Here is a 22,049-nt window from a genome sequence, read left to right on the forward strand (position 1 = left end):
ATGTCCTTCCGCCTGAGCTACCGGGCCGACCCGGGTAACCCCTGGTTCTCCTGGCAGTACGTGCGGGACAACTCTGACACGATCCTCGCCGCCGTGCGCGAACACGCCTCCCTCACGGGACGCGCGGTGCTGATCGCGGTGCTGATCGCCCTGCCGTTGTCCGTGCTCGCGTACTGGGTCCGCCCGCTGGCCGGCCCGATCCTCGGCGTCACCGGCGTGATCTACACCATCCCGTCACTGGCGCTGTTCGCGTTCATCGCGCCGTACCTGGGCACCGGCGCCACCACGGTGCTGGTCGGGTTGGTCCTGTACGCGCTGCTGCTGATCGTCCGCAACGTGGTGGCGGGGCTCAACCAGGTGCCGCCGGAGGTCGGCGAGGCCGCCGACGGAATGGGTTACGGCCGCTGGCGGCGGCTCTTCCGGATCGACCTGCCGCTGGCGATCCCCGGCATCCTGACCGGCTTGCGCCTGGCCACCGTGTCGACTGTCGCGCTGGTCACCGTCGGTGTGCTGGTGGGGCACGGCGGCCTCGGCCAACTGATCTTCGCGGGCTTCCAGAACAACCTTTACAAGGCCGAGATCATGACCGGTACGGTGCTCTGCGTGGCGCTGGCGGTGCTGCTGGACCTGCTGCTGGTCCTCGTCGGCCGGCTGATCACCCCCTGGTCCGCCCGGGGTGTCCGGTGAGCGCCGCGGCCAACCCCGTGCACCAGGCCGTGCTCTGGCTCAACGACCCCCTGAACTGGAGCAACCCGGGCGGCATCCTGGACCGGCTCGGCGAGCACCTGACGATCTCCGCCCTGGCCGTGGCGCTGGGCTGCCTGGTGGCCTGGCCGGTCGGGCTGTGGCTCGGGCACACCGGCCGCGGCGGTGGCCTGGTGGTGCTGGTGTCCAACGCCACCCTGGCCATTCCCACCCTGGCGCTGCTGACCATCCTGCCGCTGACCTTCCTCGGCTTCGGGCGTACGCCGGTGGTGGTGGCGCTCGCCGTCTTCGCCGTCCCACCGCTGCTGGCCAACGCCTACACCGGCGTACGTCAGGCCGATCCGGAGGCGCGCGACGCGGCCCGCGGGATGGGCCTGTCCGGCGGGCAGTTGCTGCGTCGGGTGGAGCTGCCGCTCGCGGTGCCGTATCTGGCTGCCGGCTTCCGGACCGCCGCCGTGCAGGTCATCGCGACGACCGCGCTGGCCTCGTTCGTCAACGGTGGCGGTCTCGGCGAGATCATCCGTACCGGATTCGGTCTGAGCATCGCCGCCGGTGGCGGGCAGATCGTGGCCGGTGGGGTGCTGGTGGCCGGGCTGGCACTGCTGGCCGAGCTGCTCCTCGGGATCGTTGAACGCCTGGTCACTCCCCGTCCGCTGCGGCGCGGGCGGCAGCGCGCGGGCCGACCGCGGCCCGCCGACGCCACCGGCCGCGCCTGACACCCCTTCGTGATCCGTCCGGGTGAGTGGACGCCGAAGCGGCGACCAGCGGCGGGCCGTTCGGTGACGATGCGGTGACGAAGCCCATCCCAGGTTGTCGGTCGCTCCCGGAAGATGTTGGGTGGAAAGTCGCGGGCGGCCACAGTCAGGTTCGCCCGTCGGACACGCGGCCGGCCCGGGACGGGTCGCGCCGGGACACGGAAGGCGGGCGGCACATGCGCGCACGTACACGTCTGGCCATCGGCGCCATCGGCGCCGTCGCCGGGGCAGCACTCCTCACCGGGTGTGGCGATGCCGGCTCGTCCGGCACCGACGCTCCCCAGACGAGCGCCTCCGGCGCCGGGTGCGCCCCGGTCGCCGGTCAGCAGCTCATCGCCCTGACGGACGACAAGAAGCTCCAGAACTCCGACAACGTCATCCCGGCGGTCAACAGCAAGGTGGCCAACCCGCAGTTGCTCGCCGCGCTGGACAAGGTCTCCGCGGCGCTCGACACCCCGAAGCTGATCCAGCTCAACAAGGCCGTCGACGCCGACCGCAAGACGCCCAAGGTGGCCGCCGAGGAGTTCGCCAGCGCCAACAACATCACCGCGGGCATCGCCAAGGGCCCGGGCGGCGAGATCGTGGTGGGCGCCGGCAACTTCAGCGAGAGCCAGACCCTGGGCGAGCTGTACCGGATCGTGCTCACCGCCGCCGGTTACCAGGTCAAGGTGCAGCAGATCGGCAACCGGGAGCTGTACGAGCCGGCGCTGGAGAAGGGCGAGATCCAGGTCGTCCCGGAGTACGCGTCGACCATGGCCGAGTTCCTCAACACCAAGGCCAACGGCAAGAACGCCCAGCCGGTGTCCTCGCCCGACATCAACGCGACGGTGACCAAGCTCAAGGCCGAGGGCGACAAGGTGGGCATCACCTTCGGCACTCCGGCCGCCGCACAGGACCAGAACGCGTTCGCGGTCACCCAGCAGTTCGCCGACAAGTACGGCGTACGGACCCTCTCCGAGCTGGCCGCGAAGTGCTCCGGCAGCGCGACTGTGCTGGGCGGCCCGCCGGAGTGCCAGCAGCGTCCGTTCTGCAAGCCGGGCCTGGAGAAGACGTACGGGCTCTCGGTGGGCTCGTTCTCCTCGCTGGACCAGGGCGGGCCGCTGACCAAGAACGGTCTGCGTGAGGGCAAGATCAGCGTCGGTCTGGTCTTCTCCTCGGACGGTGCCTTCGCCACCAGCTGAGGCCCTCCTCGGTTGTGCCGCGGACGCCCCCTCCCCATCTCGGGGCGGGGGCGTCCGCGCGTCCCGGGACCCGTTCCCTCCGCTGGGGATCGTCGGTAGGCTGCACACCCATGCCAGCCCCGGTCACCCCCGACGCCCGGCGTCAACCGCTGCTGCTGACCGTGCTCTTCTGGGGCGGCGTGGCCCTGGCCCCGGTGGCGGCGCTGATCCTTCTGGTCGCCGACGGTAACGGCCCGCTGCGCTTCGCGGCGGTGCTCGCCATCGCGGCGGTGGTCCTGATCGGTCTCTCCATCGCGTTGCGCCCCGACGGTGACGACGCTCGGGCCGATGAGCTGCTGGACGAGATCGAAGAGCTGCGCCGGGAGTTGCGCGCCGAGATCGTGGCCGCCGCGCAGCGCGGCAACCAGGCGCTCGACCAGGCGCAGCGAGCCCAGGAGGGGATCGCGGCGGTCCGCCGTCGCCTCGATGCCACCGGAGCGGCCCTCGCCGGCGCCGCCCCGCCGGCCGAGCCCGTCGGTGCCGGTAGGGTGCGGGTTCCGGCCGCCGATCAGGTGGACGAGACTCCGCCCGCCCGCAGCCGCGTACCGGTCCCCGGCGACGCCCCGGTCGCCCGGGTCCGGGTGCCCGCTCCGGATGACGCCGGCCGGGTTCCGGGACGCGGGCCGGACGAGGTGGCCGGTCGGGTTCGGGCGCCGGCCCCGGACGAGGTCGCCGGTCGGTGGGGTCGCGACGAGCGCGCCGACGAGGAACCGGCGTACCGCCACCGCGCCGCCGCCGACGTGCCACCCGAGCCGACCGCCGGCGGTGTCTACGGCGCCGAACGGCCCACGCCCGGGTACGCCGCCACTCCCCGCCCTCGTGAGCACGACCACCCTCGTGAGCACGACCACCCTCGTGAGCACGACCGCCCTCGTGAGCACGAACGCCCGCGTGAGCACGACCGTCCGGAGCCGGCGCACCGGCCGGTCGGCGTGGTCCGGCACACCGAGACCGTGCACGTCACCACCCGGCACACAGTCGTCGACGGCGGACCGGCCGAGCCGGGCGGGCGCTACGGCGGCGGGTACGCCGGCCAGTGGAACCCGTCGGCCCAGGAGTGGACCCGGGGCGGTGGCACGGAGGGACGTGCCCGCCCGGCCGACCGCTCGTGGGGCGACCCGGAGAACCCCCGGTCCACGTACGCCGACGACCGTGCCCGCCCAGCCGACGACCGGTCCTGGGGTCAGCAGCCCGCCGCCCGGGGTGAGTCCGGTTTCGGGGGCGCCCGGGACGGCTCGGGCTCCGACCGGAACGGGCCCGACCGCGGCGACGAGAAGCCGGGCTGGACGACTCGCCGCGACGAGCCGGAGTGGACCGGGCAGCGCGACGGGTACGCCCAGGCCGACCAACCCGCCTGGGGCGGCCGTTCGCCGCGCGACGACCGTGGCTGGTCGGAGCAGGCCGAGCCCGACCACGCCGGTGCGCCGCAGCCCGGTCCGGCCCTGCGAGCTGACGACACCGGCGAGTACTGGTCGCAGCTGCGGGCCGGCGACCGGTGGGCGGCCGTCCGGGACGACGAGAACGGCAGGGAGCTGCACGTCGGGGAACGCCGGGCCGAGGTGCACGCCGACGCCACGGGGACCGAGTACCGGATGGCGGACCGTTGGGCGTCCGTCCGGCACGAGGACCCGCGCCGCCACGAGGACCCGCGCCGGCAGGACGACCCACGCCGGCACGAGGATCCCCGCCGCCACGAGGACCCGCGCCGGCACGACGAAGCCCGCTGGCAGGACGAGCGCGAGTCGTACCACCGGTCCGAGCCGGGCGGCCGGGCCGCGCTGCCGGTCGGCGGCGTGCCCGTGCCGGACGAGTGGCGCCCGCCGCGCCAGCGCGGTCACGAACCGGAGCCGGCCCCCGAGCGGGCCGGCCGACGCCGGGTCGAGGAACGCTACGGTTACCCGCCGCAGGACGACGTGCCGCGTGCCGGCGGCGCCCCGCCCGGCGACCGCTGGCGCTGACGCCCCGACCAGCCCCGGTCACCGACCGCCGGCGCCGGCGCTCTCACCGGCGACGGTCACTTGTCGATGTCGCCGACCACGAAGAACATCGAGCCGAGGATGGCGATCAGGTCCGGCACGAGGCAGCCGGGGAGCAGGGTGGCAAGCGCCTGCACATTCGCGTACGAGGCGGTGCGCAGCTTCAACCGCCACGGGGTCTTCTCGCCCCGGGACACCAGGTAGTAGCCGTTGATGCCGAGCGGGTTCTCCGTCCAGGCGTACGTGTGCCCCTCCGGCGCCTTGAGCACCTTCGGCAGGCGGGTGTTGATCGGCCCGGTCAGCTGGTCCACCCGGTCCAGGCACCGCTCGGCGAGATCCAACGAGACGTACACCTGGTCGAGCAGCACCTCGAAGCGGGCATGGCAGTCCCCGGCGGTCTTGGTCACCACCGGCACGTCCAGCTCGTCGTACGCCAGATAGGGGTCGTCCCGGCGCAGGTCCAGGTCGAGCCCGGAGGCGCGGGCCACCGGCCCGGACGCCCCGAACGCGGCGGCGTCGGCGGCGGACAGCACGCCCACGCCCACCGTGCGGGCGAGGAAGATCTCGTTACGCCGGATCAGGTGGTCGAGGTCGGGCAGCCGCCGACGGACCTCGCCGATCGCCGCGCGGGCCCGCCCGGTCCAGCCGTACGGCACCTCCTCCTTCAGCCCGCCCACCCGGTTGAACATGTAGTGGATCCGGCCGCCGGAGACCTCCTCCATCACCGCCTGGATGGTCTCCCGTTCCCGGAAGGCGTAGAAGACCGGCGTGATGGCCCCGATCTCCAGCGGGTAGGAACCGAGGAACATCAGGTGGTTGAGCACCCGGTTCAGCTCGGCGAGGGCCATCCGCAGCCAGGTGGCCCGCTCCGGCACCTCCATGCCCATCAGGCGTTCCACAGCGAGCACCACACCCAGCTCGTTCGAGAACGCCGAGAGCCAGTCGTGCCGGTTGGCCAGCACGATGATCTGCCGGTAGTCGCGCACCTCGAAGAGCTTCTCCGCGCCCCGGTGCATGTAGCCGACGATCGGTTCGCAGGCGATGACCCGCTCGCCGTCGAGCACCAGCTTCAGGCGCAGCACGCCGTGCGTCGAGGGGTGCTGCGGGCCGATGTTGAGCACCATGTCGGTGCCGAGCTGCTGATCGCCGGTGCCGGCGACCAGACCGGCCCCGGTGCCGACGGTCAGTTCACGAAGGGCCCCGGCGTCGGTGGTCATGCCCGTCATCGTGCCACGGCCGGCGGTAGCCCGATGCCGACCGGTTGGTGCAGCCACAAGTGTCCGCCGAGCCCGGCCGGGTCGGTCAGCTCGGCCACCGCCGACGCCGCGGCCAGCGCCCGCACGTAGCCGGCCGGGTCGGTGCCGGCCAGGCTCAGCGGCGGTCGCCCACCGTCGGCCCCGAGCGCCCGCAGCGCCTCGGCCTGCGAGATCAGGGAGTACGCACACCTGGCGACCGCCGCACCGGCGGAGGCGACCGAGTCCATTGCCACGTGCGCTGTCACATCACTCGACCCGTCCGGCACCGGAGGCACCTGCCGTCCACCCCGATACCCGGTCAACGTCCCGTCCACCGGCCGACCCTCCCGCAGATGCCCGTAGTCGACAGCGACCGCCAGCCCTCGGCTGATCTGTCGCACCGCGTTGGCCCAAGCCTCGTCTCTGCTTCGGCCGATCTCGGCTCGCTGGTAGTCGCTGTGGGGGGTTTCCGGGCTGGTCGCGTCCGACCAGGTCAACCCCAGATCCGGGTCACCGGTAGCACTCGAAGGGCTCGCGGGACTGGGCCACCAGGTGGTCAGCCAGTCAACATCGGCAGCGTTGACCAACTCGCCAACCGTCTCCACGCCGCTGTCGGGGTCGACCAGCACATATCGCCAGCCCTCGGTGGTGTGCACCGCCACGTCCAACGGGACGTTGTCCAACCACTCGGTAGCGATCAACAGTCCGTTGATCTCGTCGGGTATCTCAGCGGTCCAGTTGATCTCTTCCGGCAGGTTCTCGGGGCGGTGGGCGTACTCGACTGCTGTGAACCGCACGCGTTCCGCGAGCGAGCGACGGACGGTGCCGGACGACGGACCGTCGGGCGACCGACGGACGGAGGCCGTGGAAGTCGGGGTTTCCGGGGAGCCCGCCCACGCAGGGATCAAGCCTGACCGCCCGGAGTGGGTGGGCTCCCCGGAAACCCCCACCGCAACCCCGACGGCCGGTGCCGCTGCGACGAGCCTGAGCAGGCTGTGCAGGAGTTCCCCCCGCCCAGCCCCCACGTCGACGACGTCGAGGCGGGGAGGGTGGCCGAGAGCCGCGTCGACCTGCGAGAGCAGTCGCAGCAGCGCGGTGGCGAAGGCGGGGGAGGCGTGCACGCTGGTCCGGAAGTGATCGGCCGGACCGCCGCCGGCCACGAAGAAGCCGTCCGGCCCGTAGAGGGCGTGGCTCATCGCGTCCCGCCACGGGATCGGCATCAGCTCACTCCGGGTTCAGGAGGCGTCACCGTGCCGACCCTACGGCCACCCGGCGGGGCGACGACTCCCGATCCCCGCCGGGCGGCTTCCTCGCTCATGCCGTCCGGAAGTAGTGCCCTTCGTGCAGGTCGGCGATCAGGCCGGGGTGGGTGGGGGTCCAGCCCAGCAGTTCGCGGGTGAGGGCGGACGACGTCGGGTTGTCGAGCTGGACGAACGATCCGAGGAAGCCGAAGTGGTCGTCGGCCTCGGCGGGGCTGATGCTCCGGACCGGGATGTCGAGCTTGTGGCCGATGGCCTCGGCGATCTCCCGGAAGGGAACTCCCTCGTCGTCGGCGCCGTGCAGGCGCGTGCCGGCCGGGGCCTTTTCGAGAGCGAGTCGGTACAGCACGGCCGCGTCGAGTGTGTGGACGGCCGGCCATCGGTTGGCGCCCTCGCCGACGTAGGCGGAGTACCCCGTGCGTCGCGCCGCGGCGATGACGGCGGTGATGAAGCCGTTGTGGTCGAGCGAGCTGTGCACCGTGGGCGCGAGTCGGACGATGGACGAGCGCACATCGCGGGAGGCGAGGCCGGCCACGAAGTTCTCCGCGTCGATCCGGTAGCCGCCGCCGGGGAAGATGTCGCGTTCGGTGCCGGGGCGGCCGACGACGCCGCCCATCACGAGCATGGCCGTCCCGCCGGTGCCGACCAGGGGCTTGCCGGAGCCGGCCAGGCCGTCGGCGAGTGCCGTGAGGGCGTCCAGGTCGGCCTTGGCGGCGCTGGCCAGGTCGCCGCTGACCATGAGGTCGTGGCGGAACGCCAGGTGGATCACTCCGTCGGCGGCAGCCGCCTCTTCCCGGAGCACGTCGAGGTCGGAAAGGTCGCCGCGGTGTGCCTGGGCGCCGAGCTTCTCGATGGCGGCGGCGGACGTGTCGGAGCGGGCGAGGCCGACGACCTCGTGCCCAGCGGAGAGGAGTTCCGGGACGACGGCGGAGCCGACGTGGCCGGAGGCGCCTGTGACGAATACGCGCATGGCGGGTTCCTTCGTGAGTGCCGATGTCACCTTGCGACATCACGCTACCCCGCACGATGTCGCGGCGCGACATCGCGGCGGAAGTAATGTCGCAGTGTGACGTCGGATACGATTCGCCGCATGGCCCGCTGGCAACCCGACGCGCGCGGCCGCCTGGAGGCGGCCGCCTTCGAGCTGTTCCGCGAGCGCGGCTTCGAGCAGACCACCGTCGCCGACATCGCCGGCCGCGCGGGCCTCGACAAGCGCACCTTCTACCGGCTCTTCGGAGACAAGCGCGAGGCGCTCTTCAGCGGCAGCGCGCACCTGGAGGAGGTCCTGGCCAGGACGGTGGCCGAGACGGACGCCGGCCCGTTCGAGGTGGTCATCGCCGCCTTCCGCCGGGTGGCGGAGGAGATCTTCGCCGACCGCCTCGAACTGGTCCGGGCACGACAGGCCATCATCGAGAGCAGCCCCGAGCTCCAGGAGCGTGAGCTGCGCAAGACGGGTTCGCTGGTGGCCGCGGTCACCGCCGCCCTGCGTGCCAAGGGCCTCGACGAGAGCACGGCCACCCTGGCCACCGAGTCGGGTGCCACGGTCTTCCGGGTCGCGTACGCCCGCTGGGTCGCGCCCGGCGGTGACGTTCCGCTCACCGACCTGATCGCCGAGGTGGCCACCGAACTACGCGCGATCACGTCGGCCTCCGGCTGAGCCCGACCGACCTGCGCCGAGCCCCTTGCTTCGGCGGTGAACGTTTTCACACATCCTGTCTCGGCTCTGTGGCGCGGGCGCATACTTGCGATCGACCGGTACCCCTTCTCGAGGACTGGATCGTCGTCATGAGCGCACCGCTGCGCCCGCGTCCGGCCGCCCAGCTTGGGCCTGCCGCACCGCGGGATTCCGCCGTCACCGGCACCCCCACGTCCCGCCTGCTCACTGTCGGCGTCGTCGGCGCCGGCCGGGTCGGTGCCGTCCTGGGCGCCGCGCTCGCGGCCGCCGGGCACCGGGTGGTGGCTGTGGCGGGTGACTCCGGGACCAGCCGGGCACGGCTGGCCCTGCTGCTGCCCGAGGTGCCCCGCCGCCCGGTCACCGCCGTCGCGCGCGCCGCCGCCGACCTGCTGCTGATCGCGGTGCCGGACGACGCGCTGGCCGTAGTGGTAGCCGACCTCGTCGACCGGGGTGCCCTGCACCCGGGCCAGGTGGTCGCGCACACCTCGGGCGCGCACGGTCTCGCCGTGCTGGCGCCGGCCGCCGCGGTCGGCGCCCGTCCGCTGGCCCTGCATCCCGCCATGACCTTCACCGGTACGCCGGACGACCTGCCCCGGCTGGCCGGCATCTCGTACGGGGTGACCGCCCCGGCTGACCTGCGTCCGCTGGCCGCCCGGCTGGTCGCCGACCTCGGTGGCGTCCCCGAGTGGGTGGCCGAGGGGGATCGCCCGCTGTACCACGCCGCGCTCGCACACGGCGCGAACCACCTGGTGACCCTGGTGAACGAGGCGACCGACCGGCTGCGCGACGCCGGCGTGGCCCGTCCGGAGAAGGTGCTCGCCCCCCTGCTGCGGGCCGCCCTGGAGAACGCGTTGCGCCTCGGCGACGACGCGCTGACCGGTCCGGTGTCCCGGGGCGACGCGGGCACCGTCGAGCGGCACCTGGCCCGGCTGGCCGCCACCGCGCCGGAGTCGGTCCCCGCGTACCTGGCGCTGGCCCGGCGTACCGCCGACCGGGCGATCGCCGCGGGCCGCCTGCGTCCGGTGGACGCCCAGCCGCTGCTCGGTGTGCTCGCCGGGACGAGCCGGGAGGTGGCCGCATGACGCAGCTTGTCCACACGCGCGCCGAGTTGGCCGAGGCCCGGGCGGCGTTGAAGGGCACCGTCGGCGTGGTGATGACCATGGGCGCCCTGCACTCCGGCCACGAGACGCTGCTGCGCGCCGCCCGGGAGCAGGCCGACCACGTACTGGTGACGATCTTCGTGAATCCGCTGCAGTTCGGGCCGAACGAGGACTTCGACCGCTATCCGCGCACCCTCGACGCCGACCTGGAGGTGTGCCGGCGGGCCGGCGCCGACCTCGTCTTCGCGCCGTCGGTGGCCGACATGTATCCGGACGGCCAGCCCCGCGTACGCCTCGACCCGGGTCCGCTGGGCGGGGAGCTGGAGGGCGCGAGCCGTCCCGGCTTCTTCCACGGGGTGCTCACCGTGGTCCTGAAGCTGCTCCAACTCACGCGTCCTGACCTGGCCTTCTTCGGTGAGAAGGACTATCAGCAGCTCACCCTGGTGCGGCGGATGGCCCGGGACCTGGACGTGCCGGTCGAGGTGATCGGCGTACCGACCGTCCGGGAGGCGGACGGGTTGGCGCTGTCCAGCCGCAACCGTTACCTGAGCGAGCCCGATCGGGCGGCGGCGCTGAGCCTGTCCGCCGCGCTGCGGGCGGGGGCCCGGGCCGCCGACGACGGCCTGGACGCGGGGGAGGTGCTGTCCGCCGCGCACGCCGCGTTCGGCGCCGGTACGCCCGGCGCCCAGCTCGACTACCTGGTGCTCACCGACCCCGAACTGGAGCCGGGGCCGGTGTCCGGGCCGGCCCGACTGGTGATCGCCGCCTGGGTCGGCGCCACCCGGTTGATCGACAACGCGGCGATCCACCTCGCCCCTCGCCCCTGACCCGGCCGCACCCCACCACCACTTCTTTCGCGCGAAAGGCGAGCCCGATGCTGCGGACCATGCTCAAGTCGAAGATCCACCGGGCCACCGTGACCCAGGCCGACCTGCACTACATCGGTTCGGTGACTGTGGACGAGGACCTGCTCGACGCCGCCGACCTGCTCCCGGGGGAGCAGGTCGCGATCGTGGACATCACCAACGGCGCCCGGCTGGAGACGTACGTCATTCCCGGCGAGCGGGGCAGCGGCGTGATCGGCATCAACGGGGCCGCCGCGCACCTCGTGCACCCCGGTGACCTGGTCATCCTGATCTCGTACGGGCAGATGGACGACGCCGAGGCCCGGTCGTACCGGCCGCGGGTGGTGCACGTCGACACCGACAACCGGATCGTCGAGCTGGGGGCGAACCCGGCGGTGGCGGCCCCGGGCACGGCCGGCGACCCGGTGCCGAGCCCGTTCGCCGTGTCCGGAGTCTGATCTCGCGCGAGCCGATTCCGGTCTGTCACCGGAAGGTCATGTGCGGTTACCCTGGGCACGCTGGCGGAAGCCGGTAGGTGGCTGGGGGAGGCCGCGATGCGCCGTGCCATGACGACCCTGTTCGCCACTGCCGTCACGGCAGTGTTGCTGGTCGGCTGCGCCGGGTCCGGTGGTCTGGACGGTGACCTGACCGACGACTGGGCGGCACTGCCACCGGCCATGGCGTTCACGCCGGCCGTCGGGGTGTGTCAGGCCGCCGACTTCGTCGAGGTGGTGACGCTGGCCGCCTATCAACCGATGGACTGCGCCGGCCCGCACCGGGTGGAGACCGTGCACGTCGGGGTGTTCCCGCCGGAGCGGGCTGCCGCCCCGGCCAACGGGTCGGTGGAGCTGCGCGGGGCGTTCACCGAGTGCGACACCCGGGCCTCGGCGTACGTGGGCGACGACTGGCGGGCCGGGCGGCTGCGGCTGTCGGTGGCGCTGCCCTCCGGGCCGGGCTGGGCAGCCGGTTCCCGCTGGTTCCGGTGCGACCTGACCGAGTTGACGACCGTCGAGGCGGCCGCCACGGTGGTGGTCCGGTCGGGCAGCCTGCGGGACGCGTTGAAGGGGGCCTCCGGGCTGCGGTTGGGCTGCCAGCAGACCCGCTCCGGGGCGGGCCGGGGTGTGCAGACGCTGGTCCCGGTGGAGTGCGGCGGTCGGCACGACGCCGAGTTCGTCGGGGTGTGGCGCGCGCCGGACCGGCCGTACCCGGCCAAGGATGCCGACTGGGCGCCGCTCTACACCGGCTGCCGCACCGTCCTCGGCCGCTATGTCGGCGTGCCTGACGACTCCGACCTGCGGTTCCGCAGCGGGGTGGTGGTGCGCCCGCCGGGTGCGGGGCGTTGGCGGGTCGGTGACCGGGGAGTCCGCTGTTACCTGTGGCTGAGCGACCGTACGGTGACCGCGTCGTTGAAGGGCGCCGGTCCGGCCGGCCTGCCGGTGCGGACGAAGTGAGCGGCGCGGCACGGTTCGGGCCGGACGGGGTAGCCCAAACCACTCGTTGAGCCCCCGCCTCCCCCGGCGAGGATCCTTCGGGTTGACTGGTGGGATGGACGTTCCGACGGTCGATCTGCCGGCCCTGCCCAGACTGCTGGCCGCGCCCGAGCCCGGCTGGGTGGAGACCACCGACGTGATCGTGGTGGGGTCCGGGGTCGCGGGGCTGACCGCCGCGTTGCACCTGCGTGAGGCGGGCCTGCACGTCACCGTCGTCACCAAGGTCAACATTGACGACGGTTCGACCCGGTGGGCGCAGGGCGGCATCGCCGCCGTGCTCGACCCGGCGGACACCCCCGCGGCGCACGCCCGGGACACCGAGATCGCCGGTGTGGGGCTCTGCGACCCCGCGGCGGTCCGGGTGCTCGTCGAGGAGGGGCCGACCCGGCTGCGGGAGCTGATGCGGATCGGGGCCGAGTTCGATCGCCACCCGGACGGTTCGCTGATGCTGACCCGGGAGGGTGGACACCGGGCGGACCGGATCGTGCACGCGGGCGGGGACGCCACCGGCGCCGAGGTGCAGCGGGCCCTGCACGCCGCCGTGCAGCGCGACCCGTGGATCCGGCTGGTCGAGCACGCCCTGGTGCTGGACCTGCTGCGGGCGCCCGGCGACGGCCCGGACGGGCTCGGTCCGGCCTGCGGGATCACCCTGCACGTGCTCGGTGAGGGCAGCGAGGACGGCGTCGGCGCGTTGCTGGCGCGGGCGGTGGTGCTGGCCACCGGCGGGATGGGGCAGATCTTCGCGGCCACCACCAACCCGGCGGTCTCCACCGGCGACGGGGTGGCGCTGGCGATGCGGGCCGGCGCGGCGGTGACCGACGTGGAGTTCGTCCAGTTCCATCCGACCGCCCTGATCACCCCGCCCGGCGCGGGGGTGCCCGGCGCCGGGCACGCGCAGCAGCCACTTGTCTCCGAGGCGCTGCGCGGCGAGGGCGCGTACCTGGTGGACTCCGATGGCAAGCGGTTCATGGTGGGCCAGCACGAGCTGGCCGAGTTGGCCCCCCGGGACGTGGTGGCCAAGGGCATCCACCGGGTGCTGATGGCCAGCGGCGCGGACCACGTCTTTCTCGACGCCCGCCATCTGGGCGGCGATTTCCTGGCCGGGCGGTTCCCGACCATCGTGGCGTCCTGCCTGGCGATCGGCGTGGACCCGGCCACCGACCTGATCCCGGTCGCCCCGGCCGCCCACTACGCCTCCGGCGGCGTCCGCACCGATCTGCGCGGCCGCACGTCGATCCCCGGCCTGTACGCCTGCGGCGAGGTCGCCTGCACGGGCGTGCACGGCGCGAACCGGCTGGCCAGCAACTCGCTGCTGGAGGGGCTGGTGTTCTCCCGGCGGATCGCCGACGACATCGCGGCCGGCCTGCCCGAGCAGGCCCAGCCGGCGGACGTCGGCGCATGGCGCGGCGGTGCGGGCTGGGTCGTGCCGGCCGGGGTGACGCCGACGCTCCAGCGGGCGATGACCCGGGGGGCCGGGGTGCTCCGGTCCGCGGCGACGCTGGCGGAGACGGCCGGGACGCTTACCGAGCTGGGCGCGGCCCGGGGCCGACCGCGCACCGCCGACTGGGAGGCGACCAACCTGCTCACGGTGGCGTCGTCGCTTGTCGCGGCGGCGTACGCCCGCGCCGAGACCCGGGGCTGCCACTGGCGGGAGGACTTCCCGACGGCCGACGAACGGTGGCTGGGCCACCTGGTCGGGTCGGTCGGGGCGCAGGGCCTGGTGACGGAGCAGTGGGAGGGGAGTGCACAGTGAGCGCGAGGAGTGAGCCGGGGTTGCGAGCCCCGCAGTCGCGAACGGAGATGGCCCAGTGAGCGCGAGGAGTGAGCCGGTTTCGCGAGCCCCGGAGTCGCGAACCAAGGTGGCGTTGACGGGGTCGACCGAGGCGGCGTTGCGGGCGACCGGGCTGGACCCGGAGCAGGTGCGGCGGGTGATCGAGGGCGCGCTGGTCGAGGATCTGGGGCCCGATTTCCTCGACGTGACGAGCGTGGCCAACATCGGAGCGGAGCAGACCGACACCGCCGACCTGGTGGCCCGCGCCGACGGCGTGGTGGCCGGGCTGGCCGTGGCCGCCGCCGTGTTCGAGTTGGTGGGCGAGGTGACCGGCTTCGGTCGTACCGTCGAGGTGTCGGTGCTGGCCCGCGACGGTGAGCGGGTGGCGCGCGGCGACGTGCTGGCGACGGTGACCGGCCCGACCCGGCTGCTGCTGACGGCCGAGCGGACGGCGCTCAACCTGCTCTGCCGGATGTCCGGGGTGGCCACCCACACGCGTGCCTGGGCGGACGCCCTGGCCGGCACGAAGGCGATGGTGCTGGACACCCGCAAGACGACGCCGGGCCTGCGGGCGCTGGAGAAGTACGCGGTGCGGGCCGGTGGGGGCACCAACAAGCGGATGGGCCTCTACGACGTGGCCATGATCAAGGACAACCACAAGCTGGCGGCCGGGGGCATCACTGCGGCGTACCGGCGGGTCCGGGAGGCGTTTCCGGAGGTTCCGGTGCAGGTCGAGGTGACCACTGTCGCCGAGGCGGTGGAGGCGGTGGAGGCGGGGGCGGACTTCCTGCTCTGCGACAACATGACGCCGGAGGTGCTGGCCGAGGCGGTGGCCGCGGTGGGCGACCGGGCGGAGCTGGAGGCGACCGGCGGGCTGACCCTGGAGGTGGCCGCCAGGTACGCGGCGACCGGCGTCGACTTCCTCTCGGTGGGCGCGTTGACCCACTCGTCGCCGATCCTGGACATCGCGATGGACCTGCGCACCGAGTAGTTGTCTAGGCTGCGACAGTGCTGCTCTGCATCGACATCGGAAACACCAACACCGTGCTGGCGACCTTCGACGGCGACAAGCTGGTGCACTCCTGGCGGATCAAGACCGATGCCCGCTCGACGGCGGACGAGCTGGGCCTGATGTTCCGGGGCCTGCTCGCCGGGGACAACGTCGAGATCACCGGTGTGGCCGCCTGCTCCACGGTGCCGGCCGCGCTGCGGTCGCTGCGGACCATGCTCGGCCGCTACTACGCCGACCTGCCGAGCGTGATCGTCGAGCCGGGCGTGCGCACCGGGGTGCAGCTGGCGATCGACAACCCGAAGGAGGTGGGCGCCGACCGGGTGGTGAACACGCTTGCGGCGTTCACCCTCTACGGCGGGCCGTCGATAGTTGTGGACTTCGGCACCACCACCAACTTCGACGTGATCAGCGGCCGGGGCGAGTTCCTGGGCGGGGCGTTCGCCCCGGGCATCGAGATCTCCTTCGACGCGCTGGCCGCCCGCGCCGCCCAGCTGCGCAAGGTTGAGGCCACCAAGCCCCGCTCGGTGATCGGCAAGAACACCGTGGAGTGCCTGCAGGCCGGTCTCTACTTCGGGTTCGCCGGGCAGGTGGACCGGATCGTCGAGCGGATGACCGAGGAGTTGGGCGAGGTGAAGGCGGTGATCGCCACCGGCGGCCTCGCCTCCCTGGTGATCAACGAGTGCAGCACCATCACCCACCACGAGCCGATGATCACGCTGATCGGCCTGCGGATGGTCTACGACCGCAACCTGTGAACCCCGGCCGCCGCCGGGGCCGTCCTGCGGGCGGCCCCTCAGCGCCGCCGGGCCCGCAGCACGACCGTGCGGTACGGCAGGTCGACGGTTTCCCGTCCGGCCAGCTCGGGATGGCCCGCGAAGAGGTCGCCCAGTTCCCGGTCGATGCGCTCCCGTCGCTCGGGTCCGGCGGTGAGCCAGTACGAGCGGGTGTGCAGCATCGCGATCACCTCGTCGGGTGTGAGCGTCGTGTGGTGCGTGAACTCGCCCAGCTCGACAGGTGTGAACGCCGTGCCGAAGTCCTCGTACCGTCCGACGACGTCGCCGGCGTTGTCACCGAGGTGGGCGATCCGACCCAGCTCGGCCACCCAGTCGACCCGTTCGTCCCGCATGTTCCAGATCGGGGCGAACGTCCCGCCGGGCCGCAGCACCCGTGCGATCTCGGCGTGCGCCAGCTCCCGGTCGAACCAGTGGTACGCCTGGCCCACCACCACGGCGTTGGCGAGTCCGTCGGGCAGCGGCAGCGACTCGGCGCCGCCGGCCAGAGCGGTGACGCCTGGGGTGGCGGCGTCCAACTGGGCGCGCATCTTGGGGTCCGGCTCCACCGGGGTCACCCGGTGGCCGAGAGCGAGCACTCCCCGGGTGAGGATGCCGGTGCCGGCGCCCAGGTCGACGACCTCGGCGGAATCGTCCAGCCCGTCGAGCGCCCACCGCACGGCCGGCACCGGATAGCGGGGCCGAAACCGGTCATAGTCGGCCGCGGCCACGCCGAACGAGAGCGCCTGAGTGTGATCCGCCATGGCGGGCAGGTTATCCGATAACGACCACCTGAGCGCTTGAGTACGCTCGGGCCTGACCCCCCGTAGTCTTCGTGACGAGGAAGCGTGCCGTGACCGAGCAGAACGCCGTGCCAGTGGACCCCGCCGACGACCTTCCCGAGCAGATGAAGGTCCGCCGGGAGAAGCGGGACCGGATGCTCGCCGAGGGCGTGGAGCCGTACCCGGTCGGCTTCCCCCGCACCACGACGCTCGCCGAGATCCGCGCGAAGTACGCGGACCTGCCCACCGACACCGCCACCGGCGACCAGGTGTCGGTCACCGGCCGGGTGATCTTCGTACGCAACACCGGCAAGCTCTGCTTCGCCACCCTGCGCGACGGCGACGGCACCGAGTTGCAGGCCATGCTCTCCCTGGACCGGGTCGGTCCGGAGGGACTGGAGGCGTGGAAGCGCCTGGTCGACCTGGGCGACCACGTCGGCGTGACCGGCGAGGTGATCACCAGCCGGCGGGGCGAGCTGTCCGTGCTCGCCCAGCGGTGGGAGATGACGGCCAAGGCCCTGCGGCCGCTGCCGGTGGCCCACAAGCCGCTCTCCGAGGAGGCTCGGGTCCGGCAGCGCTACGTCGATCTGATCGTCCGGCCGCAGGCCCGGCAGATGGTCCGCACCCGGGCGGCGGCGGTGCGCAGCCTGCGCGATTCACTGCACGGCCAGGGCTTCATCGAGGTGGAAACGCCGATGCTGCAACTCCTGCACGGTGGCGCGGCCGCCCGACCCTTCGTGACCCACAGCAATGCGTTGAGCACCGATCTGTATCTGCGAATCGCTCCGGAACTGTTTTTGAAGCGCGCGGTCGTTGGTGGTGTGGACCGCGTCTTCGAGATCAACCGCAACTTCCGTAATGAGGGTGTCGACTCCTCGCACTCGCCGGAGTTCGCGATGCTGGAGACGTACCAGGCGTACGGCGACTACGACACGATGGCCGAGTTGACCCGCAATCTCGTGCAACAGGCGGCGATCGCGGTCAGCGGGTCGACGGTGGTGACCCATGCCGACGGGCGGGAGTTCGACCTGGGCGGCGAGTGGCGATCGGTGACCCTGTTCGGTGTCCTTTCCGAGGCACTCGGCGAGGAGGTCACCGTCCGCACCGACCGTTCCCGGCTGGTGGAGTACGCGGACAAGGTGGGATTGGCCGTGGACCCGAAGTGGGGCCCGGGCAAGCTCGCCGAGGAACTGTTCGAGGAACTGGTCGTCCCGGGCCTGCAGGCGCCCACCTTCGTACGCGACTACCCGGAGGAGACCAGCCCACTGACCCGGGCGCACCGCAGCGAGCCGGGGCTGGCCGAAAAGTGGGACCTCTACGTTCTCGGCTTCGAGCTGGGCACCGCGTACTCCGAGCTGGTCGACCCGGTGGTACAGCGGGAACGGCTGGTGGCCCAGGCGCAGTTGGCCGCCCGTGGCGACGACGAGGCGATGCGTCTCGACGAGGACTTTCTCCGGGCCATGGAGTACGGAATGCCGCCGGCCGGGGGTATGGGAATGGGAATCGACCGGCTGTTGATGGCCCTGACCGGCCTCGGAATTCGGGAAACGATCCTCTTCCCGTTGGTCCGCCCGGAGTAGTCGCCCGCCGACTCCCAGCGAGTCGTAACGGCATCCTATTGACGGGGCGAGCAGCGCGGGGGTTATTGTGCTCTCGTTAGCAGGAGCGCCCTGCTCGAAAGGAATGTGGGACGTGGCCAAGCAGATCATTCACAAGCTGGTCGATGACCTGGACGGTGGGGACGCTGACGAGACCGTCAAGTTCGCGCTCGACGGCGTTCAGTACGAGATCGACCTGTCCGGTGCCAACGCCGCGAAATTGCGCGACGTATTCGCTCCGTACATCGGCGCCGGCACCAAGGTGGGTCGCGGTGGCGTGGTGATCGGTGGGCGGGCCGCCCGCGGTCGGGGTGGCGCCACCGCCGACCGGGAGCAGAACAAGGCGATCCGGGAGTGGGCCAAGAAGTCCGGCAAGGACATCTCGGACCGGGGCCGTATCCCGCAGGAGATCGTCGACGAGTACCACGCCAAGCGCTGATCCGTTCAGCTGACCGGTGGCAGCCGCCACCGCAAGGGCGACACCGACGCCGGGCCGGAGCATCCTCCGGGCCGGCGTCGCCGTATCCGCGCCCGGGACGGGCCGGCCGGAATGTTTCCCGGACCGGCCGGCGTTGTCCACAGGCGGTGGAGTAACTATCCACAACCTGTGGACAACTTCCCGAAAGGGGTCGGGTGCGGCAGCCCGAACGGTGCCGACGACCGGCGCTCGCCCCCACGACACCCGCTGGAGGCCGTCGAAGGCCCTCCCCGGGCCCTGCGGAGCCTTCCGTGGGGTCGGTCGGATTTCGCTCTGCGCGTAGCGCCAGGGGTACCGGAACACCTCCTGAGCGCGGACGGTTGTGCAAAACGACGTGGAACTGACCCAGACCGGAGAGACACGACCTCAGCTGAGTCGGTCAGCGACGATAGAGTAAGGAGGCACGGACGCCCGTCCCGGACGTTCGTGCACCGGCCCCGCCAAGATCTTGACCATCAAGGCGCACGGCACGTGAGGAGCACGAGGGCATGTTCGAGCGGTTCACCGACCGAGCGCGACGGGTTGTCGTCCTGGCCCAAGAAGAGGCCCGGATGCTCAACCACAACTACATCGGTACGGAACACATCCTGCTGGGCCTGATCCACGAAGGTGAAGGCGTCGCGGCAAAGGCCCTGGAGAGCCTCGGCATCTCCCTGGAGGGCGTCCGTCAGCAGGTCGAGGAGATCATCGGCCAGGGCCAGCAGGCGCCGAGCGGGCACATCCCGTTCACGCCGCGGGCCAAGAAGGTGCTGGAGCTGTCGCTGCGCGAGGCGCTGCAGCTCGGCCACAACTACATCGGCACTGAGCACATCCTGCTCGGGCTGATCCGTGAGGGCGAGGGCGTCGCCGCCCAGGTGCTGGTCAAGCTCGGCGCCGACCTCAACCGGGTCCGCCAGCAGGTGATCCAGCTGCTCTCCGGCTACCAGGGCAAGGAGCCCGCCGCGGCGGGTGCCGCGCCGGGTGAGGCCGCGCCGTCGACCAGCCTCGTGCTGGACCAGTTCGGCCGCAACCTGACCCAGGCCGCCCGCGAGGGCAAGCTCGACCCGGTCATCGGGCGCGAGAAGGAAATCGAGCGGGTCATGCAGGTGCTCTCCCGCCGTACCAAGAACAACCCGGTCCTGATCGGTGAGCCCGGCGTCGGTAAGACCGCCGTGGTGGAGGGGCTTTCCCAGAAGATCATCAAGGGCGAGGTGCCCGAGACTCTCAAGGACAAGCAGCTCTACACGCTCGACCTCGGTGCCCTGGTCGCCGGTTCCCGCTACCGCGGTGACTTCGAGGAGCGCCTCAAGAAGGTGCTCAAGGAGATCCGCACCCGCGGCGACATCATCCTGTTCATCGACGAGATCCACACCCTGGTGGGTGCGGGTGCCGCCGAGGGCGCGATCGACGCCGCAAGCATCCTCAAGCCGATGCTGGCCCGTGGTGAGCTGCAGACCATCGGTGCCACCACGCTCGACGAGTACCGCAAGCACCTGGAGAAGGACGCCGCTCTCGAGCGCCGGTTCCAGCCGATCCAGGTGGGTGAGCCGTCGCTGGCGCACACCATCGAGATCCTCAAGGGCCTGCGCGACCGCTACGAGGCGCACCACCGGGTGAGCATCACCGACGCCGCTCTGGTGGCTGCGGCGACGCTTGCCGACCGGTACATCTCCGACCGCTTCCTGCCGGACAAGGCGATCGACCTGATCGACGAGGCCGGCGCCCGGATGCGGATCCGTCGGATGACCGCGCCGCCAGACCTGCGTGACTTCGACGAGCGCATCGCCCAGGTGCGTCGCGACAAGGAGTCCGCGATCGACGCGCAGGACTTCGAGCGCGCCGCCCAGCTGCGCGACAAGGAGAAGCAGCTCCTCGGCCAGAAGGCTCAGCGGGAGAAGGAGTGGAAGGCCGGTGACCTGGACGTCGTCAGCGAGGTTGACGACGAGCAGATCGCCGAGGTGCTCGGCAACTGGACGGGCATCCCGGTCTACAAGCTGACCGAGGAGGAGACCTCGCGCCTGCTGCGCATGGAGGACGAGCTGCACAAGCGCGTCATCGGCCAGGAGGACGCGGTCAAGGCGGTCTCGAAGGCGATCCGGCGTACCCGGGCCGGCCTGAAGGACCCGAAGCGCCCGTCGGGCTCGTTCATCTTCGCCGGCCCGTCCGGTGTCGGTAAGACCGAGCTGTCCAAGGCGCTCGCCGAGTTCCTCTTCGGCAGCGAGGACGCCCTCATCCAGCTGGACATGTCCGAGTTCCACGACCGGTACACGGTGTCCCGCCTCGTGGGTGCCCCTCCCGGCTACGTCGGCTACGACGAGGGCGGGCAGCTGACCGAGAAGGTGCGGCGTCGGCCGTTCTCGGTGGTTCTCTTCGACGAGATCGAGAAGGCCCACCCGGACGTGTTCAACACGCTCCTGCAGATCCTGGAAGACGGTCGGCTCACCGACGGTCAGGGTCGGATCGTGGACTTCAAGAACACGGTCATCATCCTGACCACCAACCTGGGCACCCGCGACGTGGCCAAGGCGGTGTCGCTGGGCTTCCAGGCGTCGGAGGACTCCGAGTCCAACTACGACCGGATGAAGCAGAAGGTCAACGACGAGCTCAAGCAGCACTTCCGGCCTGAGTTCCTCAACCGGATCGACGACACCATCGTCTTCCACCAGCTGCGCCAGACCGAGATCCTCTCCATCGTGGACATCATGATCCAGCGGATCGAGACGCAGCTGCGCAACAAGGACATGGGTCTGGAGCTGACCGACAACGCCAAGAAGTACCTGGCGGCGAAGGGCTTCGACCCGGTGCTTGGTGCCCGTCCGCTTCGTCGCACGATTCAGCGCGACATCGAGGACAACCTCTCCGAGCGGATCCTCTTCAACGAGCTGACCCCCGGTCAGATCGTCGTGGTGGACTGCGAGGGCGACCCGAACGACATCGACAAGTCCAAGCTCGTCTTCCACGGTGCGGACAAGCCGGTCGAGGTTCCGGACGCCGTCCCCGCCGACCTCGGTGGCACCGCCGCCGGCACCGCTGCGGCGGGCGCCGACGAGTAGCACGACCAGCAGCAGGGGGCGGGGCCCCGGTGGCGCAAGCCACCGGGGCCCCGCCTTTGTGCGCTACTCGCACAGGCAACACCCCGCCGGCCCCGCTCGACACCCCCGCGACCCCCCGGCCGGCCACCGCCGCCGACGACCGGCCGGAACCCAAGGCTCGGGTGATCGGCGAGGAGCAGGCCGTCGCCGAAGCCGATCTCCAAGCCGCCCTCCCGACGCGCAGCACCCACCCACCCGCTCGCCTTCGGCGGCCCGCTCGCCTTCGGCGGCCCGCTCGCCTTCGGCGGCCCGCTCGCCTTCGGCGGCCCGCTCGCCTTCGGCGGCCCGCTCGCCTTCGGCGGCCCGC

Annotated in this window: 19 protein-coding genes; 15 read left to right on the forward strand and 4 right to left on the reverse strand. The window is 72.0% G+C overall.

From position 1 onward, the window contains the following. The 4 genes from AB0B97_RS29260 (at window position 1) to AB0B97_RS29275 (ending at window position 4,638) form a co-directional block, all read left to right on the forward strand. A complete protein-coding gene (locus AB0B97_RS29260; RefSeq protein ID WP_357498185.1) occupies window positions 1–687 on the forward strand; it encodes an ABC transporter permease in 687 nt (228 codons plus the stop codon). After that, a complete protein-coding gene (locus tag AB0B97_RS29265) occupies window positions 684–1,421 on the forward strand; it encodes an ABC transporter permease (protein WP_234587463.1) in 738 nt (245 codons plus the stop codon). Before AB0B97_RS29260 ends, AB0B97_RS29265 begins: the two co-directional genes overlap by 4 nt. A gap of 215 nt (window positions 1,422–1,636) precedes the next feature. Then, window positions 1,637–2,641: a glycine betaine ABC transporter substrate-binding protein gene (locus AB0B97_RS29270; RefSeq protein ID WP_357498188.1), complete on the forward strand. Its 1,005-nt coding sequence runs from the start codon at window positions 1,637–1,639 to the stop codon at window positions 2,639–2,641. A gap of 110 nt (window positions 2,642–2,751) precedes the next feature. Then, window positions 2,752–4,638 (forward strand): hypothetical protein, encoded by a 1,887-nt coding sequence (locus AB0B97_RS29275; protein WP_357498191.1) that lies wholly within the window; start codon window positions 2,752–2,754, stop codon window positions 4,636–4,638. 56 nt (window positions 4,639–4,694) lie between these two features. Here AB0B97_RS29275 and AB0B97_RS29280 read toward each other — a convergent pair whose 3' ends face one another. From AB0B97_RS29280 to AB0B97_RS29290, 3 genes are all read right to left on the reverse strand, one after another. Continuing rightward, window positions 4,695–5,882, reverse strand: coding sequence for an NADH-quinone oxidoreductase subunit D (locus tag AB0B97_RS29280; RefSeq protein ID WP_357498193.1), 1,188 nt, complete (start codon window positions 5,880–5,882; stop codon window positions 4,695–4,697). After that, window positions 5,879–7,111, reverse strand: coding sequence for an SAM-dependent methyltransferase (locus AB0B97_RS29285; protein WP_357498195.1), 1,233 nt, complete (start codon window positions 7,109–7,111; stop codon window positions 5,879–5,881). Before AB0B97_RS29285 ends, AB0B97_RS29280 begins: the two co-directional genes overlap by 4 nt. A gap of 94 nt (window positions 7,112–7,205) precedes the next feature. Beyond that, on the reverse strand, window positions 7,206–8,120 hold the full coding sequence (locus AB0B97_RS29290; RefSeq protein ID WP_357498197.1) for an SDR family oxidoreductase: 915 nt from the start codon (window positions 8,118–8,120) through the stop codon (window positions 7,206–7,208). 120 nt (window positions 8,121–8,240) lie between these two features. On the opposite strand from AB0B97_RS29290, the gene AB0B97_RS29295 reads away from it, so the two are divergent. The 8 genes from AB0B97_RS29295 to AB0B97_RS29330 all read left to right on the forward strand — a co-directional run bounded on the left by AB0B97_RS29295 (window position 8,241) and on the right by AB0B97_RS29330 (window position 15,798). Continuing rightward, window positions 8,241–8,807 carry a TetR family transcriptional regulator gene (locus AB0B97_RS29295; RefSeq protein ID WP_357498198.1) on the forward strand — a complete coding sequence of 189 codons (567 nt, stop codon included), beginning with the start codon at window positions 8,241–8,243 and terminating at the stop codon, window positions 8,805–8,807. 128 nt (window positions 8,808–8,935) lie between these two features. Continuing rightward, window positions 8,936–9,907, forward strand: a complete 972-nt coding sequence (locus tag AB0B97_RS29300) for a Rossmann-like and DUF2520 domain-containing protein (RefSeq protein ID WP_357498200.1) — start codon at window positions 8,936–8,938, stop codon at window positions 9,905–9,907. Further along, a complete protein-coding gene (panC, locus tag AB0B97_RS29305) occupies window positions 9,904–10,752 on the forward strand; it encodes a pantoate--beta-alanine ligase (RefSeq protein WP_357498202.1) in 849 nt (282 codons plus the stop codon). The genes AB0B97_RS29300 and panC overlap by 4 nt, the downstream gene beginning before the upstream one ends. Window positions 10,753–10,799: 47 nt before the next feature. Then, complete coding sequence (gene panD / locus AB0B97_RS29310; RefSeq protein WP_234587484.1) at window positions 10,800–11,228, forward strand: aspartate 1-decarboxylase; 429 nt, start codon at window positions 10,800–10,802, stop codon at window positions 11,226–11,228. A gap of 96 nt (window positions 11,229–11,324) precedes the next feature. Continuing rightward, a complete protein-coding gene (locus AB0B97_RS29315) occupies window positions 11,325–12,221 on the forward strand; it encodes a septum formation family protein (protein ID WP_234587486.1) in 897 nt (298 codons plus the stop codon). 94 nt (window positions 12,222–12,315) lie between these two features. Beyond that, window positions 12,316–14,013 (forward strand): L-aspartate oxidase, encoded by a 1,698-nt coding sequence (locus AB0B97_RS29320; protein WP_357498205.1) that lies wholly within the window; start codon window positions 12,316–12,318, stop codon window positions 14,011–14,013. 112 nt (window positions 14,014–14,125) lie between these two features. Further along, window positions 14,126–15,022, forward strand: coding sequence for a carboxylating nicotinate-nucleotide diphosphorylase (gene nadC, locus AB0B97_RS29325; RefSeq protein WP_357498207.1), 897 nt, complete (start codon window positions 14,126–14,128; stop codon window positions 15,020–15,022). 17 nt (window positions 15,023–15,039) lie between these two features. Beyond that, on the forward strand, window positions 15,040–15,798 hold the full coding sequence (locus AB0B97_RS29330; RefSeq protein WP_234587497.1) for a type III pantothenate kinase: 759 nt from the start codon (window positions 15,040–15,042) through the stop codon (window positions 15,796–15,798). Window positions 15,799–15,836: 38 nt separating this feature from the next. Here AB0B97_RS29330 and AB0B97_RS29335 read toward each other — a convergent pair whose 3' ends face one another. After that, on the reverse strand, window positions 15,837–16,577 hold the full coding sequence (locus AB0B97_RS29335) for a class I SAM-dependent methyltransferase (RefSeq protein WP_357498209.1): 741 nt from the start codon (window positions 16,575–16,577) through the stop codon (window positions 15,837–15,839). A gap of 89 nt (window positions 16,578–16,666) precedes the next feature. On the opposite strand from AB0B97_RS29335, the gene lysS reads away from it, so the two are divergent. From lysS to AB0B97_RS29350, 3 genes are all read left to right on the forward strand, one after another. Then, on the forward strand, window positions 16,667–18,175 hold the full coding sequence (gene lysS / locus AB0B97_RS29340; protein ID WP_357498211.1) for a lysine--tRNA ligase: 1,509 nt from the start codon (window positions 16,667–16,669) through the stop codon (window positions 18,173–18,175). 112 nt (window positions 18,176–18,287) lie between these two features. Next, on the forward strand, window positions 18,288–18,632 hold the full coding sequence (locus tag AB0B97_RS29345; RefSeq protein WP_357498213.1) for an Lsr2 family protein: 345 nt from the start codon (window positions 18,288–18,290) through the stop codon (window positions 18,630–18,632). Between the two features lie 527 nt (window positions 18,633–19,159). Beyond that, window positions 19,160–21,703 (forward strand): ATP-dependent Clp protease ATP-binding subunit, encoded by a 2,544-nt coding sequence (locus AB0B97_RS29350; RefSeq protein ID WP_234587510.1) that lies wholly within the window; start codon window positions 19,160–19,162, stop codon window positions 21,701–21,703. Window positions 21,704–22,049: the final 346 nt, after the last annotated feature.

It is taken from the genome of Micromonospora sp. NPDC049004 (assembly GCF_040649315.1).
GTDB lineage: Bacteria > Actinomycetota > Actinomycetes > Mycobacteriales > Micromonosporaceae > Micromonospora.

What these genes read in the sequence shown, in the direction of transcription:
- AB0B97_RS29275 (WP_357498191.1), top strand. Translation starts at nt 2,752, where the DNA reads ATGCCAGCCCCGGTCACCCCCGACGCCCGGCGTCAACCGCTGCTGCTG.
- AB0B97_RS29285 (WP_357498195.1), bottom strand. Translation starts at nt 7,111, where the DNA reads ATGCCGATCCCGTGGCGGGACGCGATGAGCCACGCCCTCTACGGGCCG.
- AB0B97_RS29320 (WP_357498205.1), top strand. Translation starts at nt 12,316, where the DNA reads ATGGACGTTCCGACGGTCGATCTGCCGGCCCTGCCCAGACTGCTGGCC.
- panC (WP_357498202.1), top strand. Translation starts at nt 9,904, where the DNA reads ATGACGCAGCTTGTCCACACGCGCGCCGAGTTGGCCGAGGCCCGGGCG.
- AB0B97_RS29300 (WP_357498200.1), top strand. Translation starts at nt 8,936, where the DNA reads ATGAGCGCACCGCTGCGCCCGCGTCCGGCCGCCCAGCTTGGGCCTGCC.
- AB0B97_RS29260 (WP_357498185.1), top strand. Translation starts at nt 1, where the DNA reads ATGTCCTTCCGCCTGAGCTACCGGGCCGACCCGGGTAACCCCTGGTTC.
- AB0B97_RS29350 (WP_234587510.1), top strand. Translation starts at nt 19,160, where the DNA reads ATGTTCGAGCGGTTCACCGACCGAGCGCGACGGGTTGTCGTCCTGGCC.
- panD (WP_234587484.1), top strand. Translation starts at nt 10,800, where the DNA reads ATGCTGCGGACCATGCTCAAGTCGAAGATCCACCGGGCCACCGTGACC.
- AB0B97_RS29335 (WP_357498209.1), bottom strand. Translation starts at nt 16,577, where the DNA reads ATGGCGGATCACACTCAGGCGCTCTCGTTCGGCGTGGCCGCGGCCGAC.
- AB0B97_RS29290 (WP_357498197.1), bottom strand. Translation starts at nt 8,120, where the DNA reads ATGCGCGTATTCGTCACAGGCGCCTCCGGCCACGTCGGCTCCGCCGTC.
- AB0B97_RS29280 (WP_357498193.1), bottom strand. Translation starts at nt 5,882, where the DNA reads ATGACGGGCATGACCACCGACGCCGGGGCCCTTCGTGAACTGACCGTC.
- AB0B97_RS29315 (WP_234587486.1), top strand. Translation starts at nt 11,325, where the DNA reads ATGCGCCGTGCCATGACGACCCTGTTCGCCACTGCCGTCACGGCAGTG.
- AB0B97_RS29270 (WP_357498188.1), top strand. Translation starts at nt 1,637, where the DNA reads ATGCGCGCACGTACACGTCTGGCCATCGGCGCCATCGGCGCCGTCGCC.
- AB0B97_RS29295 (WP_357498198.1), top strand. Translation starts at nt 8,241, where the DNA reads ATGGCCCGCTGGCAACCCGACGCGCGCGGCCGCCTGGAGGCGGCCGCC.